Origin of the sequence: Mesobacillus campisalis, assembly GCF_000986785.1 — a bacterium.
GTDB classification, from domain to species: Bacteria; Bacillota; Bacilli; order Bacillales; family Cytobacillaceae; genus Mesobacillus_B; species Mesobacillus_B campisalis.
This window is the reverse complement of the sequence record NZ_LAYY01000021.1, coordinates 32,605-47,034: the sequence shown is the minus strand read 5'-3', so window position 1 is coordinate 47,034 and position 14,430 is coordinate 32,605. Positions and strand designations below refer to the sequence as shown.

Sequence of the window (14,430 nt, the reverse complement as noted above, 5' to 3'; positions counted from 1 at the left end):
AGGTTGCCCACGTGTTACTCACCCGTCCGCCGCTGACCATCGGGAGCAAGCTCCCTCAAGTCCGCTCGACTTGCATGTATTAGGCACGCCGCCAGCGTTCGTCCTGAGCCAGGATCAAACTCTCCAGTAAAAGAGTGATTAGCTCATAATTTAAAACGTTGGCTCATGTACTTCTATAATAGAAGCCATGAATATTATTGTTTGTTGACGCTTGTTTGTTTAGTTTTCAAAGAGCAAATCGTCGCTCGCAAGCAACTATATTAATATATCATTTTCAAGCATTCATGTCAACAACTTTTTAGCAGGTTTTTATGGTCGCTTTTGTTAACTTTGTTGCTGACTTAAAAGATTATAACAGCCTCATGGTGGTTATGCAACCCCCTTTTTATTTTTATACCTGAATTGCTTCATTCTAGTTTCGAATAACAAAAAAGCTTGTGAAGATGCATCCATCCCCACAAGCTTTTAAAAATTACTCTTGCTCTCCTTCATCATCAGAAGGAACTGCCGGCTCTGTTTCGGATTCCGTCTCTTCCCCGGTCACATCTTCAATTTCTGCACCTTCGAACCCTTCTGCTTCTTCACCCTCAGCAAGGTCTTCGGCTTTTTCCTCTTCCTTGTCAACTTGTGCTACAGTCGCAACAGCTTCATTTTCCTCTCTATTGAGGGAGATCAATTTTACACCTTGAGTATTGCGGCCCGTAATGGAGATTCCGCCGACTGGTATCCGGATTAGAACCCCGCCAGTCGTAATCAGCATAAGGTCTTCTTCGCCCTCGACCACTTTCATCGTTACAAGGCTGCCGTTTTTATCGGTAATGTTGCAGGTCTTGATTCCTTTACCTCCACGTCCCTGTCTGCGATACTCGGTTGCTGGTGTTCTCTTGCCGTATCCATGTTTGGTTACCACTAGGATATCCGCACTTTCATCGAGGACTTCCATTCCTACTACTTCGTCATCACCAGAGAGGGAGATGCCTTTAACCCCCGTTGCAGTACGGCCCATGGTCCGTACATCCGTTTCAGGGAACCTAATCATAAGGCCATTCTTGGTCCCGATAATAATTTCCTTTGTACCGTCTGTCATGCGGACGGAAATCAATTCATCGCCTTCGCGAAGGTTTAGGGCAATCAGGCCATTATTGCGGATGTTCGCAAAGGATGTAAGCGGAGAACGCTTTACGATTCCCTCTTTTGTTGCAAAGAACAAACTCCAGTCATCAACAAATTCTTCGATATGGATCATGGCATTAACCCACTCTCCCTTTTCAATTCCCAGGAGGTTGATAATTGGCAGTCCTTTTGCCGTTCTGCTGAATTCAGGAATTTCATACCCCTTCGAACGATACACCTTCCCTTTGTTGGTGAAGAACAGGATGGTGTCATGCGTTGATGTGGTCAGCAGATGTTCGACAAAATCATCTTCATTCGTTCCCATTCCCTGGATGCCTCGGCCGCCCCGTTTTTGGGCCCTATAGGTAGAGACAGGCAGGCGCTTGATATAGCCGTTATGAGTCAGGCTGATAACAACATTTTCCCGGGGAATAAGATCCTCGTCCTCGATCATTTCGAGACCGCCGCTGACGATTTCCGTCCGGCGTTTATCATCGAAACGTTCTTTGACTTCAAGGAGTTCTTCCCTGATAATGCCAAGCAATTTCTCTTCATCAGCCAAGATTGCCTTTAATTCGGCAATCAGCTGCATCAGGTTTTGGAATTCTTCTTCAATCTTTTCGCGTTCCAGGCCGGTCAGACGCTGCAGGCGCATATCAAGGATGGCCTGCGCCTGCTTTTCAGACAGGCTGAACTGGGTCATCAAACCTTCGCGGGCAATATCGGTTGTACGAGAACCGCGAATCAGGGCAATGACAGCATCAAGGTTATCAAGGGCTATGCGCAATCCTTCAAGGATATGCGCCCTGGCTTCCGCCTTGCGAAGTTCAAATTGAGTCCGGCGACGGATGACCACTTTTTGGTGTTCCAAGTAATATACCAGGCACTGCTTCAGGTTCAGAACCTTCGGCTGGCCGTCTACAAGCGCCAGGGTATTGATTCCGAAGCTTGTTTGCAGGGCCGTTTGCTTGTACAGGTTATTCAGAAGGACATTCGCATTGGCGTCCCTGCGGACTTCAATGACAATACGGAGCCCTTCGCGGTCGGACTCGTCGCGCAAATCGGTGATGCCGTCGATCTTTTTATCACGGACCAGCTCGGCAATTTTTTCGATTAGGCGCGCTTTGTTTACCTGGTAAGGAATCTCATTGACGATGATTACTTCCTTGCCATTCGCCTTTGTTTCAATCTCCACTTTTGCCCGAAGCGTGATGGAGCCGCGGCCTGTTTCATAGGCTTTGCGGATGCCGCTCCTTCCAAGGATCAATCCACCCGTCGGGAAGTCAGGACCCGGAATGATTTCCATCAATTCCTGGATGGTGATCTCAGGGTCCCTGCTTACTGCCAGGACACCTTCGATTACTTCTCCAAGCTGGTGCGGCGGAATATTGGTCGCCATTCCAACCGCGATACCGGATGTTCCGTTGACCAGCAGATTTGGGAACCTTGCTGGCAGAACAATCGGCTCGCGTTCGGAACCATCATAGTTATCCTGGTAGTCAATTGTGTCTTTATTGATATCGCGAAGCAGCTCCATCGAAATTTTCGACATGCGGGCTTCTGTGTAACGCATGGCAGCTGCGGAGTCGCCGTCGATGGACCCAAAATTTCCATGGCCGTCCACAAGCATATACCTGTAGTTGAAATCCTGGGCCATGCGGACCATTGTTTCATAGACCGCAGAATCGCCGTGCGGGTGATACTTACCAATAACCTCACCCACGATACGCGCGGATTTTTTATACGCTTTATCGGCATGCATCCCAAGGTCGTGCATGGCATACAGAATACGGCGGTGGACCGGCTTAAGGCCGTCCCGGACATCGGGGAGCGCCCTTGCGACGATAACACTCATGGCGTAGTCCAGGAAGGATGAACGCATTTCTTGGCTAATATTTATTTCTTTCACACGGGAATTAGGCGTCTCAGCCATAGGAAGGAAACCTCCTTTAATAGAAAAGCGCAAGCGCCTTGATTAGCCCCGACAAGCGCTCTCTGGGCCATCTGATGAAGTCGTTCTTTGACTTCAACAGATGGACCGAAGCGACTCGAGGGGCTAGGCGCTGGAGCTAGACAGTGTTCTAAGTTCAGCAATTATACTTTCTTGCCTTTTACGAAAAACATCCACGCCTGCCCAACATGCGGCAGGCATTGCGGGTCATTAATAGAAAAGCAGGATAGACAGATATCTATCCTGTTAAATATCCAGGTTTTTAACGTAAACGGCGTTTTCTTCGATAAATTGGCGCCTTGGCTCCACTTTATCGCCCATCAGCATCTCAAAAGTCTCATCCGCTTCAATGGCATCTTCAAGGCTTACCTGAAGCAGGAGGCGGTTGTCCGGATCCATTGTTGTTTCCCATAGCTGTCCCGGATTCATTTCACCAAGACCCTTGTAGCGCTGGATGCCCGGCTTGGGCTGGGAAGGCAGTTCGCCCATGATCCGGTCAAGCTCCTTATCGTTATAGGCATATTCAATCCGTTTGCCTTGCTGAATTTTATACAATGGCGGCTGGGCAATATAAATAAAGCCTGCTTCGATAATCTGCCTCATATAGCGGTACAGGAACGTCAGCAGGAGCGTCCGGATATGGGCGCCATCAACGTCGGCATCGGTCATGATGACCACTTTGTGATAGCGGGCCTTGGCAATATCGAAGTCTTCGCCAATCCCGGTTCCAATCGCTGTAATCAACGCTCTAACTTCATTGTTGGACAAAATCCGGTCCAGGCGCGCCTTTTCCACGTTCAGGATTTTTCCCCTCAGCGGGAGGATTGCCTGGAAGTGGCGGTCCCGTCCCTGTTTGGCGGAGCCTCCGGCAGAGTCACCCTCAACAATGTAAAGTTCTGAAATCGAAGGGTCCTTCGAAGAGCAGTCGGCCAGTTTGCCAGGCAGGCTCGAAACCTCAAGGGCGCTTTTCCGCCTTGTTAGCTCGCGCGCTTTCTTCGCAGCCAGCCTTGCTCTTGCAGCCATCAATCCTTTATCGACAATCCTTCTGCCTACAGAAGGATTTTCAAGCATGAATTTCTCGAAGTGTTCCGAAAACGTTGTATCTGTAACGTTCCGAACTTCCGAATTGCCTAGTTTCGTTTTTGTCTGGCCCTCAAACTGGGGATCCGGATGCTTGACCGAGACAATGGCAGTCAGGCCTTCGCGGACATCTTCACCTGAAAGGTTGGCATCGTTGTCCTTGAAAATACCATGCTTTCTGGCATAATCATTGATTACCCTTGTGAGTGCGGTTTTGAATCCGGACTCATGTGTTCCGCCTTCATACGTATGAATATTATTGGCAAAAGAGTAGATATTGCTGGTAAAGCCATCGTTATACTGAAGGGCAACCTCGACATTTATGCCTTCTTTTTCGCCCTCGATATAAATTGGCTCTTCGTGAAGCACGTCTCTCGTCCTGTTCAGATGCTCAACATAGGACTTGATACCACCTTCGTAGTAGTATTCATTCTGCTTCTTCTCTTCGCGCTTATCCTCAATGGTGATTTTAAGACCGCGGTTAAGGAAAGCGAGTTCGCGAAGGCGATTCGCAAGCGTATCATAATCGTATTCGAGTGTCTCGGTGAAAATTTGATCATCGGGAACAAAATGAACCGTTGTTCCTGTGTGGTCCGTGTCACCAATCACTTTTAGTTCGGATTTGATGGCCCCGCGCGAGAATTCAATATGATGAACCTTTCCATCCCGGTGGACCTCCACTTCAAGGGAAGTGGAAAGGGCGTTTACCACGGATGCACCAACGCCGTGGAGACCTCCAGACACCTTATATCCGCCGCCTCCAAACTTGCCTCCTGCGTGCAGGACGGTCATGATGACTTCTACCGCAGGGCGGCCCATTTTCTCATGCATGCCTACAGGAATGCCCCGGCCATTGTCCTTGACGGTGATGCTGTTATCTTTTTCAATAATGACATTGATTTCATCGCAATAACCGGCGAGGGCTTCATCAATGCTGTTGTCGACGATTTCCCAAACAAGGTGATGGAGGCCTTTTACACTCGTCGATCCGATATACATTCCCGGCCGTTTTCTGACAGCCTCCAACCCCTCGAGGACCTGTATCTGGTCTGCATCATATGTTTGTCCCTGCATGGCCTGTTGCTCCATTGCCACATCGATCACCTACACTTTCCTTTTGCGTTGCATATATTTAAAATTCCTGAACGGATAATTTTTGCGAGCGTTTTTTCAACGTCCCGGCTGCCAATGGGGAATAATAAACCTGGTTCCTGGTGATGACAATTGACTTGTACTGGCTTTTGGAAAGATTGACCACTCCGTCTTCCCTGTGCCCGAGGAATTCTTCAAAGATAGGGGATGAACCGGCACTTTCCCTGTCAATAATGGCAATGATTTCATTTGTCCTGATCAATGTTTCTTCTCCTATATGCAAATACATACAGTCACCTCATTGCGTTCTTTCCATAACACCGGAGGTTACCCGGTAAGCAGCCGCTTCTTTCAGGGTCTGGTGGTCAATCCCTTCGACGCTGGTGGTCGTCACAAAGGTCTGGACCTTTCCCTGAATGGTATTTAATAAATGGGATTGGCGGTAATCATCCAGCTCGGATAAAACATCGTCAAGCAGCAGGATCGGGTATTCGCCAATTTCCTTGTTGATCAGTTCAATTTCAGCGAGCTTGACGGATAGGGCGGTCGTCCGCTGCTGCCCCTGGGAACCGAATGTCTGCACATCCCGTCCGTTGACCAGGAAGGCAAGGTCATCGCGATGGGCGCCGAACATGGTGACTCCCCGTTCAATCTCTCTATTCTTTATTTTAGCAAACTTTTCATGGTATACTTCTACCATTTTCGACAAATCCTGTTCTTCTGATACCTCAGCAGACGCTTTATACTCAATTTTCAGCGTTTCCAGCCCGCGCGAGATGCCCTGGTGGATGGGCAAAGCCCACTGTTCGAGCAGACGGAGGAACTCAAAGCGTTTAGCCACAATCCTGGCTGCAAACCCGATGAACTGCTCGGTCAGGATATCGAGCATTGCCTGGTCGGTCTGCTGCCTGAGCTGAAGCTGTTTCAGGTAGTGGTTCCGCTGCTGGAGGACCTTTTGGTATTGGCTGATATCATGCAAATAGACAGGGGATACCTGTCCAATTTCCATATCAATAAAACGGCGCCTAACTTGCGGACTCCCCTTGACGAGGTGGAGATCCTCAGGCGCGAACATCACAACATTCATGTTTCCCACATACTGGCTCAGTTTGCGCTGCTCAATATGATTATACCTGGCCCGTTTGCCTTTCTTGGATATGACGAGCTGCATCGGGAGGGAACCTCTGGTTTTGGCAATCCTGCCTTCTATTTTAGCATAATCTTCATCCCAGCGAATAAGTTCCTTATCATTGGATGTCCGATGTGACTTGGCCATTGCCAGCACATAGATGGATTCCATCACATTGGTTTTCCCCTGGGCGTTTTCACCGAGAATCACATTAACCTTGTTTTCAAAATGCGCTTCGAGTTGTTCATAATTCCGGTAGTTCTTTAACAATAGCTCTTCTATATGCATGAAAGGCCCATCCTTTAATTACTGAATACGGAACTTGCCAAAACCCGGAATGGCGATGACATCTCCGCTGCGCAGCTTCCTTCCCCTGCGCTGGTCCTGTTCTCCATTAATGAACACTCCATGCTCACTCAAAAACCACTTGGCCATCCCCCCGGACTGGATGACGTCTGCCAGCTTAAGGAACTGGCCCAATGTAATAAATTCAGTATCGATTTTTACTTCCTGGCTCATATTTATCACCCTTTTCATAAAAGGAGCTAATACTTTATTTTACTAAATAATCAGGCAAGAGACAAGGGTTACCAACCCATTCTCGAGAAAACAGTAACCCCCAGCTCATTCAGCAAGGGGGTTTTTGAATATCATGATTAATAGGTTCTCACCGGCAAAATCAATTGCAAAGTTGTGTCATCATTCATCGGGCGAATGACAAACGGCCGCATCGCTCCCGTGAAGGAGACCTGGATTTCACTGCCTTCAAGGGCTTTCAGGGCGTCCATCATATATTTTGCCGAGAAGGAGATCTTCAGTTCTTCACCCTCGATGGACTGGCTTTGGATTTCCTCGACGACTTTGCCGATTTCCGGAGTATTGGAAGAAACTTCAATGGCATAGTCTTCAACCGTCGAGAATTTGACAACATTATTCCTGCCTTCCCTTGCCAGCAGGGAAGCACGATCAATCGCATGAAGGAATTCCTTGGCGTTGAGGACGACATCCGTTTTGCTGTCATTAGGAATCAGCCTGGCTGTATCAGGATAATTTCCTTCCAGCAGTCTTGAGAAGAACAAGAGATGCTTGGCCTTAAAAAGGACCTGGTTTTCGGTAATGACGATGTCGACCTTTTCAGCAGTATCATCGAGAGTTTTGCTTAGCTCGGTAAGGCTCTTGCCGGGGATGACCACATTATGTTTTCCCTCGACTTCGGTTTCAAGCAAGGCTTTTCTCAGTGCAAGACGATGGCTGTCTGTTGCAATACAGGTTAATTCATTGTTCTCCACCTTCCAGTTGACACCTGTCAAGATGGGACGTGTTTCTGAGGTGGACACTGCGAACACAGTTTGGCGAATCAGTGCTTTAAGCAAATCAGTTGGAACCCGGAACAAATTTTCTTCTGCGATTTGCGGAAGGTGAGGATACTCCTCTGCATCCAGACCATTTAAGTTGAACTCTGACTTCCCTGACCGGATGACTGTTTGCAGGTGGTTTTGAACGTCGATCTCAACTGTATCAGTCGGCAGTTTCTTAACAATTTCACTGAAGAATTTAGCCTGGAGGACGATGGCGCCTGTTTGCTTGATTTCGACAATTTCCTTGTCATCTTCTTCCCTTGGAATAAAAGATTCAATGGAAATATCCGAATCACTGCCTGTAAGAGTAACTCCCTCTTCAGTAGCCACAATTTTAATACCTGTCAAAATTGGAATGGTGGTTCTGCTTGTAACTGCCCTCATTACATCCTGGACACTTTGCAATAAATGATCCCGCTGGATTACAAACCTCATTTTTTTGATCCTCCTGGTATGAAATTCTTTTTAATAGCATATATATTTATTTTTTTAATAAAACAGTAAAAGTACTAGTAGGCCCTGTGGATTTGTGGATAACTGATATTTCGACAAGGAAACACAGCCTATCCACATGTGGACAGACTGTGCGCAGTTTAGTATTAGTTATTCACATTATCCTAAATCTTTAATTCCTCATGAATGTCACGCAGCTGTCTTTGCAGAGCTGAATCAGTTGAAAGCAGCTTTGAGATTTTTTCATGGGCATGGATGACGGTCGTATGGTCCCGGCCGCCAAATTCTTCGCCAATTTTAGGAAGCGAAAAGTCAGTAAGCTCCCGGGAAAGATACATCGCGATCTGGCGCGGGAAGGCAACGGACTTTGTCCGTTTCTTCGCTTTGAAATCCTCCAATTTCACGTTGAAATGCTGCCCGACGGTCCGCTGGATATCGAGGATCGTAATGACCTTGGGCTTGGAGCTCGGAATGATGTTCTTCAGCGCTTCGGCAGCAAGATCGGCGTTGATATCCTTGTTGATCAGGGAGGAGAAAGCGACTACCCTTATCAACGCCCCCTCGAGTTCGCGGATGTTGGAGTCAATCTGGTTTGCGATATAAAGCATCACTTCATTCGGAATATCAAGCCCTTCCGCTTTCGCTTTTTTCCTCAGGATGGCAATGCGTGTTTCCAGGTCCGGTGGAGTGATATCAGTAATCAGTCCCCATTCAAAGCGTGACCTTAAGCGGTCTTCAAGGGTTGGGATCTCCTTGGGCGGACGGTCGCTGGAAATGATGATTTGCTTGCTTTCCTCATGGAGCGTATTGAAAGTATGGAAAAACTCTTCCTGCGTTGATTCTTTTCCTGCCAGGAATTGAATATCGTCTATTAAAAGAACATCGACTTTTCGATATTTATTGCGAAATTCTACGGCCTTATTGTCCCTGATGGAATTGATGAACTCGTTTGTGAATTTCTCGGAAGACAAGTAGACAACCTTGGCGGACGGATTATGATCCTGCACATAATGCCCGATAGCGTGCATCAGGTGGGTCTTTCCGAGTCCAACTCCTCCATAGATAAACAGCGGATTGTACGCTTTTGCCGGCGCTTCCGCGACCGCAAGCGAAGCCGCATGGGCAAAGCGGTTTCCGGAACCGATGACGAATGTATCGAATGTATACTTAGGGTTCAGCATGTTATTTGGAAGATCGTGCTGGTCATCGTCCTTTATGGCCTTTTTTGGCGGCACAGGAACGCTGAATTCCTCATCATTCTGATTTTGCGGAATAATGAACTTGATTCCAAGTTCCTCTCCGGTAATTTCATAAAGAATTGAGCTGATAAGCTGCGAATAGCGTTCTTCCAGCCAATCGCGGGCAAATTCATTCGGTGCTGTAATCGTCAGCGTGTCTCCCTGCAGGGAATGGGCCTTCGTGGATTTAAGCCATGTATCAAAACTGGGCTTGCTGATTTTTTTCTCAATTTTGGACAAGGCATTATTCCATAAATCCGCAATGTTTTCCAACCGGTAACCCTCCTTTTAACGGAATTTTGGTGAATGCATAAAATATGCATGGAGAAATGATGGTGGATTTATAATTATACAAATCTATTAATGTGGAGAAATATATAATAAGGAAGAATAGTGGTTTTTCGACATTATCCACTTGTTGTGGACAAATTTCCACACACAGGAGTGAATAACCTGTCCACAGCTTATCCACAAAATGGGGATAACTTATTTCATCAACACCAATTATCAAGAGTGAAAACACAAATATAATATCAAAAAAACCAGTATTAAGCAACGCTTTTCATTACTTTATCCACAATAGCCCGTCCATGTGGGGAATATTTGTCCACAGGCCTATAGTTTGTTTAAAAGCTGTGAATTGGTGCTGTGGATAAAAAAACTGTGTCGATTTTTGTCCACAACCAGCTAAAATGCATTTTTAAGATAAAATGAATAAGTGGCCTCTGGACACAAAAGAAGTATAGTTCATTTTTTTTTGGTGAAATAATTTCCAGCAGGCGGGATCGACTCTTTTCCTCATAGACTATTGACATTTTTAGGCTTACGTCCTTATAATTAGTAGGACTGTCTGAAAGAAGCAGCTAATTCCTCAGGGAGGTGTCATATAATGAAAAGAACTTACCAACCAAATAAACGTAAGCACAGCAAAGTTCACGGCTTCCGCAGCCGCATGAGCAGCTCAACCGGCCGCAATGTTCTTGCACGCCGCCGTCGCAAAGGAAGAAAAGTGTTATCTGCCTAGGCCACTGAACTGTCAGTGGTCTTTTTCTCTTTTTGCGCCAATTTTTATTTTTCTTTCACATACAGTAAAATAAACGCAGGGATCTCAGGCCACTTGACTTGATTGAAGGTGTATGAAATGAAAAAAGAATTGAGAATAAAGAAAAACAAGGATTTTCAGGAAGTGTTCAAAAAGGGGAAATCCTTTGCCAATCGCCAGTTTGTTGTTTATGTCCTTAGGAAGGAAGGACAGGAAACCTTCCGGATTGGTTTGTCAGTGAGCAAGAAGCTTGGCAATGCCGTGACAAGGAACCGAATAAAAAGGTATATCCGCCAAAGCTTCCTGGAGCTGCAGGAAGATATACATACTGGAAAGGACTATGTCATCGTTGCGAGGAAGCCGGCCGCGGATATGGAGATGCTGGAAGTGAAAAAAAGCCTTGAGCATGTCCTGAAAGTGGCGAGGGTTTTGAATAAAAGAAACCCTGGTCATAATGAAGGTGTGAAATAATTTGCCAGCTTGGCAATATTTTAAAGCGCTTGCTATAAAAAGATGGTAAAATACACTTGCCTGGTATTAATGTATCTGCCGGATGACGGCTTGAACCACTCTAAGGTTAATCCATCATCCTGAAAATAGATAGGATATTACGTGAAAGTTTCACGGTTAGGAGGAAAGTTCGCTTGAAAAAAAGAATAATGCTGGTAGCCGGTTTGCTGCTTCTCATGGCCGTCCTGACGGGATGTATGGAGTATGATCAGCCGATTACGGAGGAAAGTTCCGGCTTTTGGAATGAATATATCGTTTATCCGCTTTCCATGCTGATAATGAAAATGGCCGAATGGATGAACGGAAGCTATGGATTGTCGATTATCATCGTTACAATTCTTTTGCGTTTCGCGATTTTGCCTTTGATGATCAAGCAGACGAAAAACTCGAAAGCCATGCAGGCAATTCAGCCTGAGATGCAGAAACTTAGGGAAAAATACAGCTCGAAAGACCAGAAGACACAGCAAAAGCTTCAGCAGGAAACAATGGCCTTGTTCCAGAAGCATGGGGTCAATCCGCTTGCAGGATGTTTCCCGCTGCTGATACAAATGCCAATTTTGATCGGTTTTTACCATGCAATCGTCCGGACCAGGGAGATTGCCAACCATAATTTCCTCTGGTTTGACCTTGGGTCGCCGGATCCAATTTATCTTTTGCCGCTCATTGCCGGCGTGACTACTTTCATTCAGCAAAAAATGATGATGGTGGGCATGGAAGACAACCCGCAGATGAAAATGATGCTTTATCTGATGCCAATCATGATCGTCGTGTTCGCTGTTTCGTTCCCGGCAGCTTTATCCCTTTACTGGGTAGTAGGGAACATCTTTATGATTGTCCAAACTTATTTCATTAAAGGGCCGGACCTGAAGAAACAGACAGCAGCCGGCAGCGCGGGAGGAGCAAAAAAGTGAAACAGATAACTGCTACCGGACAAACAGTCGAAGAAGCAGTAGAATCAGCACTAGCTCAGTTAAAAACAACGAGAGACCGCACAGAAATCAATGTGATTGATGAAGGAAAGAAAGGGATCCTTGGAATTTTCGGAACCCGCCCAGCTGTCGTGAAGGTCACGATGAAGATTGACCCGTTTGAAGAAGCAGTCAACTATTTGAAGCAGGTTGCCCAGCATCTTGGCGCACCGGCAGAGGTGGAAGTGAAAACAGAGGGCAAGCAAGTCACTTTTATCCTGAGCGGGGAGAAAATCGCGCTGTTGATCGGGAAAAGGGGACAAACCCTCAATTCGCTTCAATATTTGACACAGCTTGTCATGAACCGGCACTCCGAACAGTTTTACACCGTACTTCTTGATGCGGAGGACTATCGGAAGAGAAGGAGTGACACGCTGGTGCAGCTTGCTCAGCGCCTTGCGCAACAGGCAGTGAAAACAGGAAAGGAAGTGGCACTTGAGCCAATGCCTTCCTATGAACGAAAAGTCATCCATACTGCTTTGATGGGAAACAGGAAGATCAAAACCTATTCCGATGGCAGCGATCCCCATCGTCACATTGTTATTTCACCAGTCAAATAAGTTAGAACAAAGTAAAACCGGTCTGGAAGCAGACCGGTTTTTTATGCCCAAATTTCTGGGTGTGGCCTGGCCCAGCTTCCTTGTCCTTTGTCCAAAGGGAAGAGTTTTGAATTGGGTGTACTCAGCGGTAGTAAATAAGCGGAGATTATTCGGTTATATGAGAAATTTAGCTTTTTCCATGGCATATAGGGGGAAGTTTTCCGGTTATGCAAAGAAAAATGGCCTATTTTCACGTTTTTCGAATCAATAGGCGGAATTCCTCCTTCTATTCAGGAGCTTTTCAGTGCTATTTACTAATTAAGAGAAGTTTCTCCGTTTATTTATCGGAAAGGGTGCTTACCCTGTTCTCCCGCTGAATGAAGTTTCACCGTTATTGTTATTCACATGTGGATAAGTTAAAATATAAGATATTTCTTTTTTTCTTGTGGATAAAAGGAATACGGATTTATATGTTTTTGGCAAAAGCTGTGATACTCTATAAATTTGGGAAACGATACGTAAATCACATAGATACATTTTATGAAGAAGCAGTGAGGTGAATAGAATGGAGTTTGATACAATTGCGGCCATTTCGACTCCGATGGGGGAAGGAGCGATTGCCATCGTCCGGTTAAGCGGTGAGGAAGCCTTTGCGATAGCGGACAGGCTGTTTAAGGGGCTCGGAAGCAAAAAGCTGAAGGATGTTCCATCCCATACGATTCACTATGGCCACATCATCGATCCTGCCACTGGCGAGACAGCCGAAGAAGTGATGGTTTCCGTTATGAGGGGGCCAAAGACATTTACAAAGGAAGATGTCGTCGAGATCAACTGCCATGGCGGACTAGTTTCAGTGAACAGGGTGCTGCAGCTCGTCCTAAACCAGGGGGCGAGGCTTGCGGAACCGGGTGAATTCACAAAGAGGGCCTTCCTGAATGGACGGATTGACCTTTCACAGGCGGAGGCGGTGATCGACCTTATCCGTGCTAAAACAGACAGGGCGATGAATGTGGCCCTGAACCAAATGGATGGCCGTCTTTCCAGGCTGATCAGGAAGCTTCGCCAGGAAATCCTTGAGACGCTTGCCCATGTAGAGGTTAATATCGATTATCCGGAATACGATGATGTGGAAGAAATGACCCATCGCATGCTGCTGGATAAGTCCAGGTTTGTCCTGAAGGAAATCGAGAAGCTACTGCAAACCTCCCAGCAAGGGAAAATTCTGCGTGAAGGACTGTCGACGGTCATTGTCGGCCGCCCAAATGTCGGGAAATCGTCGCTGCTTAACAGCCTTGTACACGAAAATAAAGCCATTGTCACGGATATTCCCGGAACAACAAGGGATGTTATTGAAGAATATGTCAATGTCCGCGGCGTTCCGCTTAGGCTGCTCGATACAGCAGGCATCAGGGAAACAGAGGATATTGTTGAACGAATTGGCGTGGAACGCTCACGCCAGGTATTAAAAGAAGCAGACTTGATCTTGCTTGTGTTAAACTACTCGGACGATTTCACCGAAGAGGACAGGAACCTTTTCCGAGCGGTAGAAGGCATGGATGTAATTGTCATTGTCAATAAAACAGATTTGCCGCAAAAGCTGGATATGGGGGAAGTCAAGGAGCTTGCCAGCCAATATAAAATCGTCACCACCTCGCTGAAGGAAGACGAGGGCATCGACGAGCTTGAAGAAGCAATTTCCTCATTGTTTTTCTCAGGTTCCATTGAGGCAGGCGATATGACATATGTATCGAACAGCCGCCATATCGCCCTGCTGAACCAGGCAAAGAACGCGATTGAAGAAGCGATTTCAGGCGTTGAAATGGGAACACCAATCGACATCGTCCAAATCGACCTCACCCGATCCTGGGAATTGCTCGGTGAAATCATCGGCGACAGCGTGCATGAAAGTTTGATTGACCAGCTGTTTTCACAGTTTTGCCTAGGGAAGTAGAATAAA

The 14,430-nt window shown here is 46.5% G+C and carries 12 protein-coding genes and 1 rRNA gene; 5 read left to right on the top strand and 8 right to left on the bottom strand.

Features of this window, described 5'->3' with window-relative positions:
- The 8 genes from WQ57_RS17155 to dnaA form a co-directional block, all read right to left on the bottom strand.
- Positions 1-130: ribosomal RNA gene (locus WQ57_RS17155) — 16S ribosomal RNA — on the bottom strand; the annotation flags it as partial.
- 342 nt (positions 131-472) lie between these two features.
- The gene (gene gyrA / locus WQ57_RS17150; RefSeq protein WP_046524990.1) at positions 473-3,046 is read right to left on the bottom strand and encodes a DNA gyrase subunit A; all 2,574 of its coding nucleotides are present in this window, start codon (positions 3,044-3,046) and stop codon (positions 473-475) included.
- A gap of 264 nt (positions 3,047-3,310) precedes the next feature.
- Positions 3,311-5,233, bottom strand: a complete 1,923-nt coding sequence (gene gyrB, locus WQ57_RS17145; protein WP_046524993.1) for a DNA topoisomerase (ATP-hydrolyzing) subunit B — start codon at positions 5,231-5,233, stop codon at positions 3,311-3,313.
- A 43-nt stretch (positions 5,234-5,276) separates the two neighbouring features.
- Complete coding sequence (remB, locus tag WQ57_RS17140) at positions 5,277-5,525, bottom strand: extracellular matrix regulator RemB (RefSeq protein WP_046524989.1); 249 nt, start codon at positions 5,523-5,525, stop codon at positions 5,277-5,279.
- Positions 5,526-5,534: 9 nt separating this feature from the next.
- A complete protein-coding gene (gene recF, locus WQ57_RS17135) occupies positions 5,535-6,653 on the bottom strand; it encodes a DNA replication/repair protein RecF (RefSeq protein WP_046524988.1) in 1,119 nt (372 codons plus the stop codon).
- A gap of 18 nt (positions 6,654-6,671) precedes the next feature.
- The gene (yaaA, locus tag WQ57_RS17130; protein ID WP_046524987.1) at positions 6,672-6,884 is read right to left on the bottom strand and encodes a S4 domain-containing protein YaaA; all 213 of its coding nucleotides are present in this window, start codon (positions 6,882-6,884) and stop codon (positions 6,672-6,674) included.
- Between the two features lie 137 nt (positions 6,885-7,021).
- The gene (gene dnaN / locus WQ57_RS17125; protein ID WP_046524986.1) at positions 7,022-8,158 is read right to left on the bottom strand and encodes a DNA polymerase III subunit beta; all 1,137 of its coding nucleotides are present in this window, start codon (positions 8,156-8,158) and stop codon (positions 7,022-7,024) included.
- A 182-nt stretch (positions 8,159-8,340) separates the two neighbouring features.
- Positions 8,341-9,687 carry a chromosomal replication initiator protein DnaA gene (gene dnaA / locus WQ57_RS17120; protein WP_046524985.1) on the bottom strand — a complete coding sequence of 449 codons (1,347 nt, stop codon included), beginning with the start codon at positions 9,685-9,687 and terminating at the stop codon, positions 8,341-8,343.
- A gap of 616 nt (positions 9,688-10,303) precedes the next feature.
- Here dnaA and rpmH point away from each other — a divergent pair.
- The 5 genes from rpmH (at position 10,304) to mnmE (ending at position 14,424) form a co-directional block, all read left to right on the top strand.
- Positions 10,304-10,438, top strand: a complete 135-nt coding sequence (rpmH, locus tag WQ57_RS17115) for a 50S ribosomal protein L34 (RefSeq protein ID WP_046524984.1) — start codon at positions 10,304-10,306, stop codon at positions 10,436-10,438.
- A gap of 117 nt (positions 10,439-10,555) precedes the next feature.
- A complete protein-coding gene (gene rnpA / locus WQ57_RS17110) occupies positions 10,556-10,927 on the top strand; it encodes a ribonuclease P protein component (RefSeq protein WP_046524983.1) in 372 nt (123 codons plus the stop codon).
- 173 nt (positions 10,928-11,100) lie between these two features.
- Positions 11,101-11,877 (top strand): YidC family membrane integrase SpoIIIJ, encoded by a 777-nt coding sequence (gene spoIIIJ / locus WQ57_RS17105; protein ID WP_046524982.1) that lies wholly within the window; start codon positions 11,101-11,103, stop codon positions 11,875-11,877.
- Positions 11,874-12,494, top strand: coding sequence for an RNA-binding cell elongation regulator Jag/EloR (gene jag, locus WQ57_RS17100; protein ID WP_046524981.1), 621 nt, complete (start codon positions 11,874-11,876; stop codon positions 12,492-12,494). The genes spoIIIJ and jag overlap by 4 nt, the downstream gene beginning before the upstream one ends.
- A gap of 544 nt (positions 12,495-13,038) precedes the next feature.
- Positions 13,039-14,424, top strand: a complete 1,386-nt coding sequence (gene mnmE / locus WQ57_RS17095; RefSeq protein WP_046524980.1) for a tRNA uridine-5-carboxymethylaminomethyl(34) synthesis GTPase MnmE — start codon at positions 13,039-13,041, stop codon at positions 14,422-14,424.
- Positions 14,425-14,430: the final 6 nt, after the last annotated feature.

Bases quoted from the DNA above. Each gene is read 5' to 3' on its own strand.
- gyrA (WP_046524990.1), bottom strand. From the start codon at position 3,046: ATGGCTGAGACGCCTAATTCCCGTGTGAAAGAAATAAATATTAGCCAA.
- gyrB (WP_046524993.1), bottom strand. From the start codon at position 5,233: ATGGAGCAACAGGCCATGCAGGGACAAACATATGATGCAGACCAGATA.
- remB (WP_046524989.1), bottom strand. From the start codon at position 5,525: ATGTATTTGCATATAGGAGAAGAAACATTGATCAGGACAAATGAAATC.
- recF (WP_046524988.1), bottom strand. From the start codon at position 6,653: ATGCATATAGAAGAGCTATTGTTAAAGAACTACCGGAATTATGAACAA.
- yaaA (WP_046524987.1), bottom strand. From the start codon at position 6,884: ATGAGCCAGGAAGTAAAAATCGATACTGAATTTATTACATTGGGCCAG.
- dnaN (WP_046524986.1), bottom strand. From the start codon at position 8,158: ATGAGGTTTGTAATCCAGCGGGATCATTTATTGCAAAGTGTCCAGGAT.
- rpmH (WP_046524984.1), top strand. From the start codon at position 10,304: ATGAAAAGAACTTACCAACCAAATAAACGTAAGCACAGCAAAGTTCAC.
- rnpA (WP_046524983.1), top strand. From the start codon at position 10,556: ATGAAAAAAGAATTGAGAATAAAGAAAAACAAGGATTTTCAGGAAGTG.
- mnmE (WP_046524980.1), top strand. From the start codon at position 13,039: ATGGAGTTTGATACAATTGCGGCCATTTCGACTCCGATGGGGGAAGGA.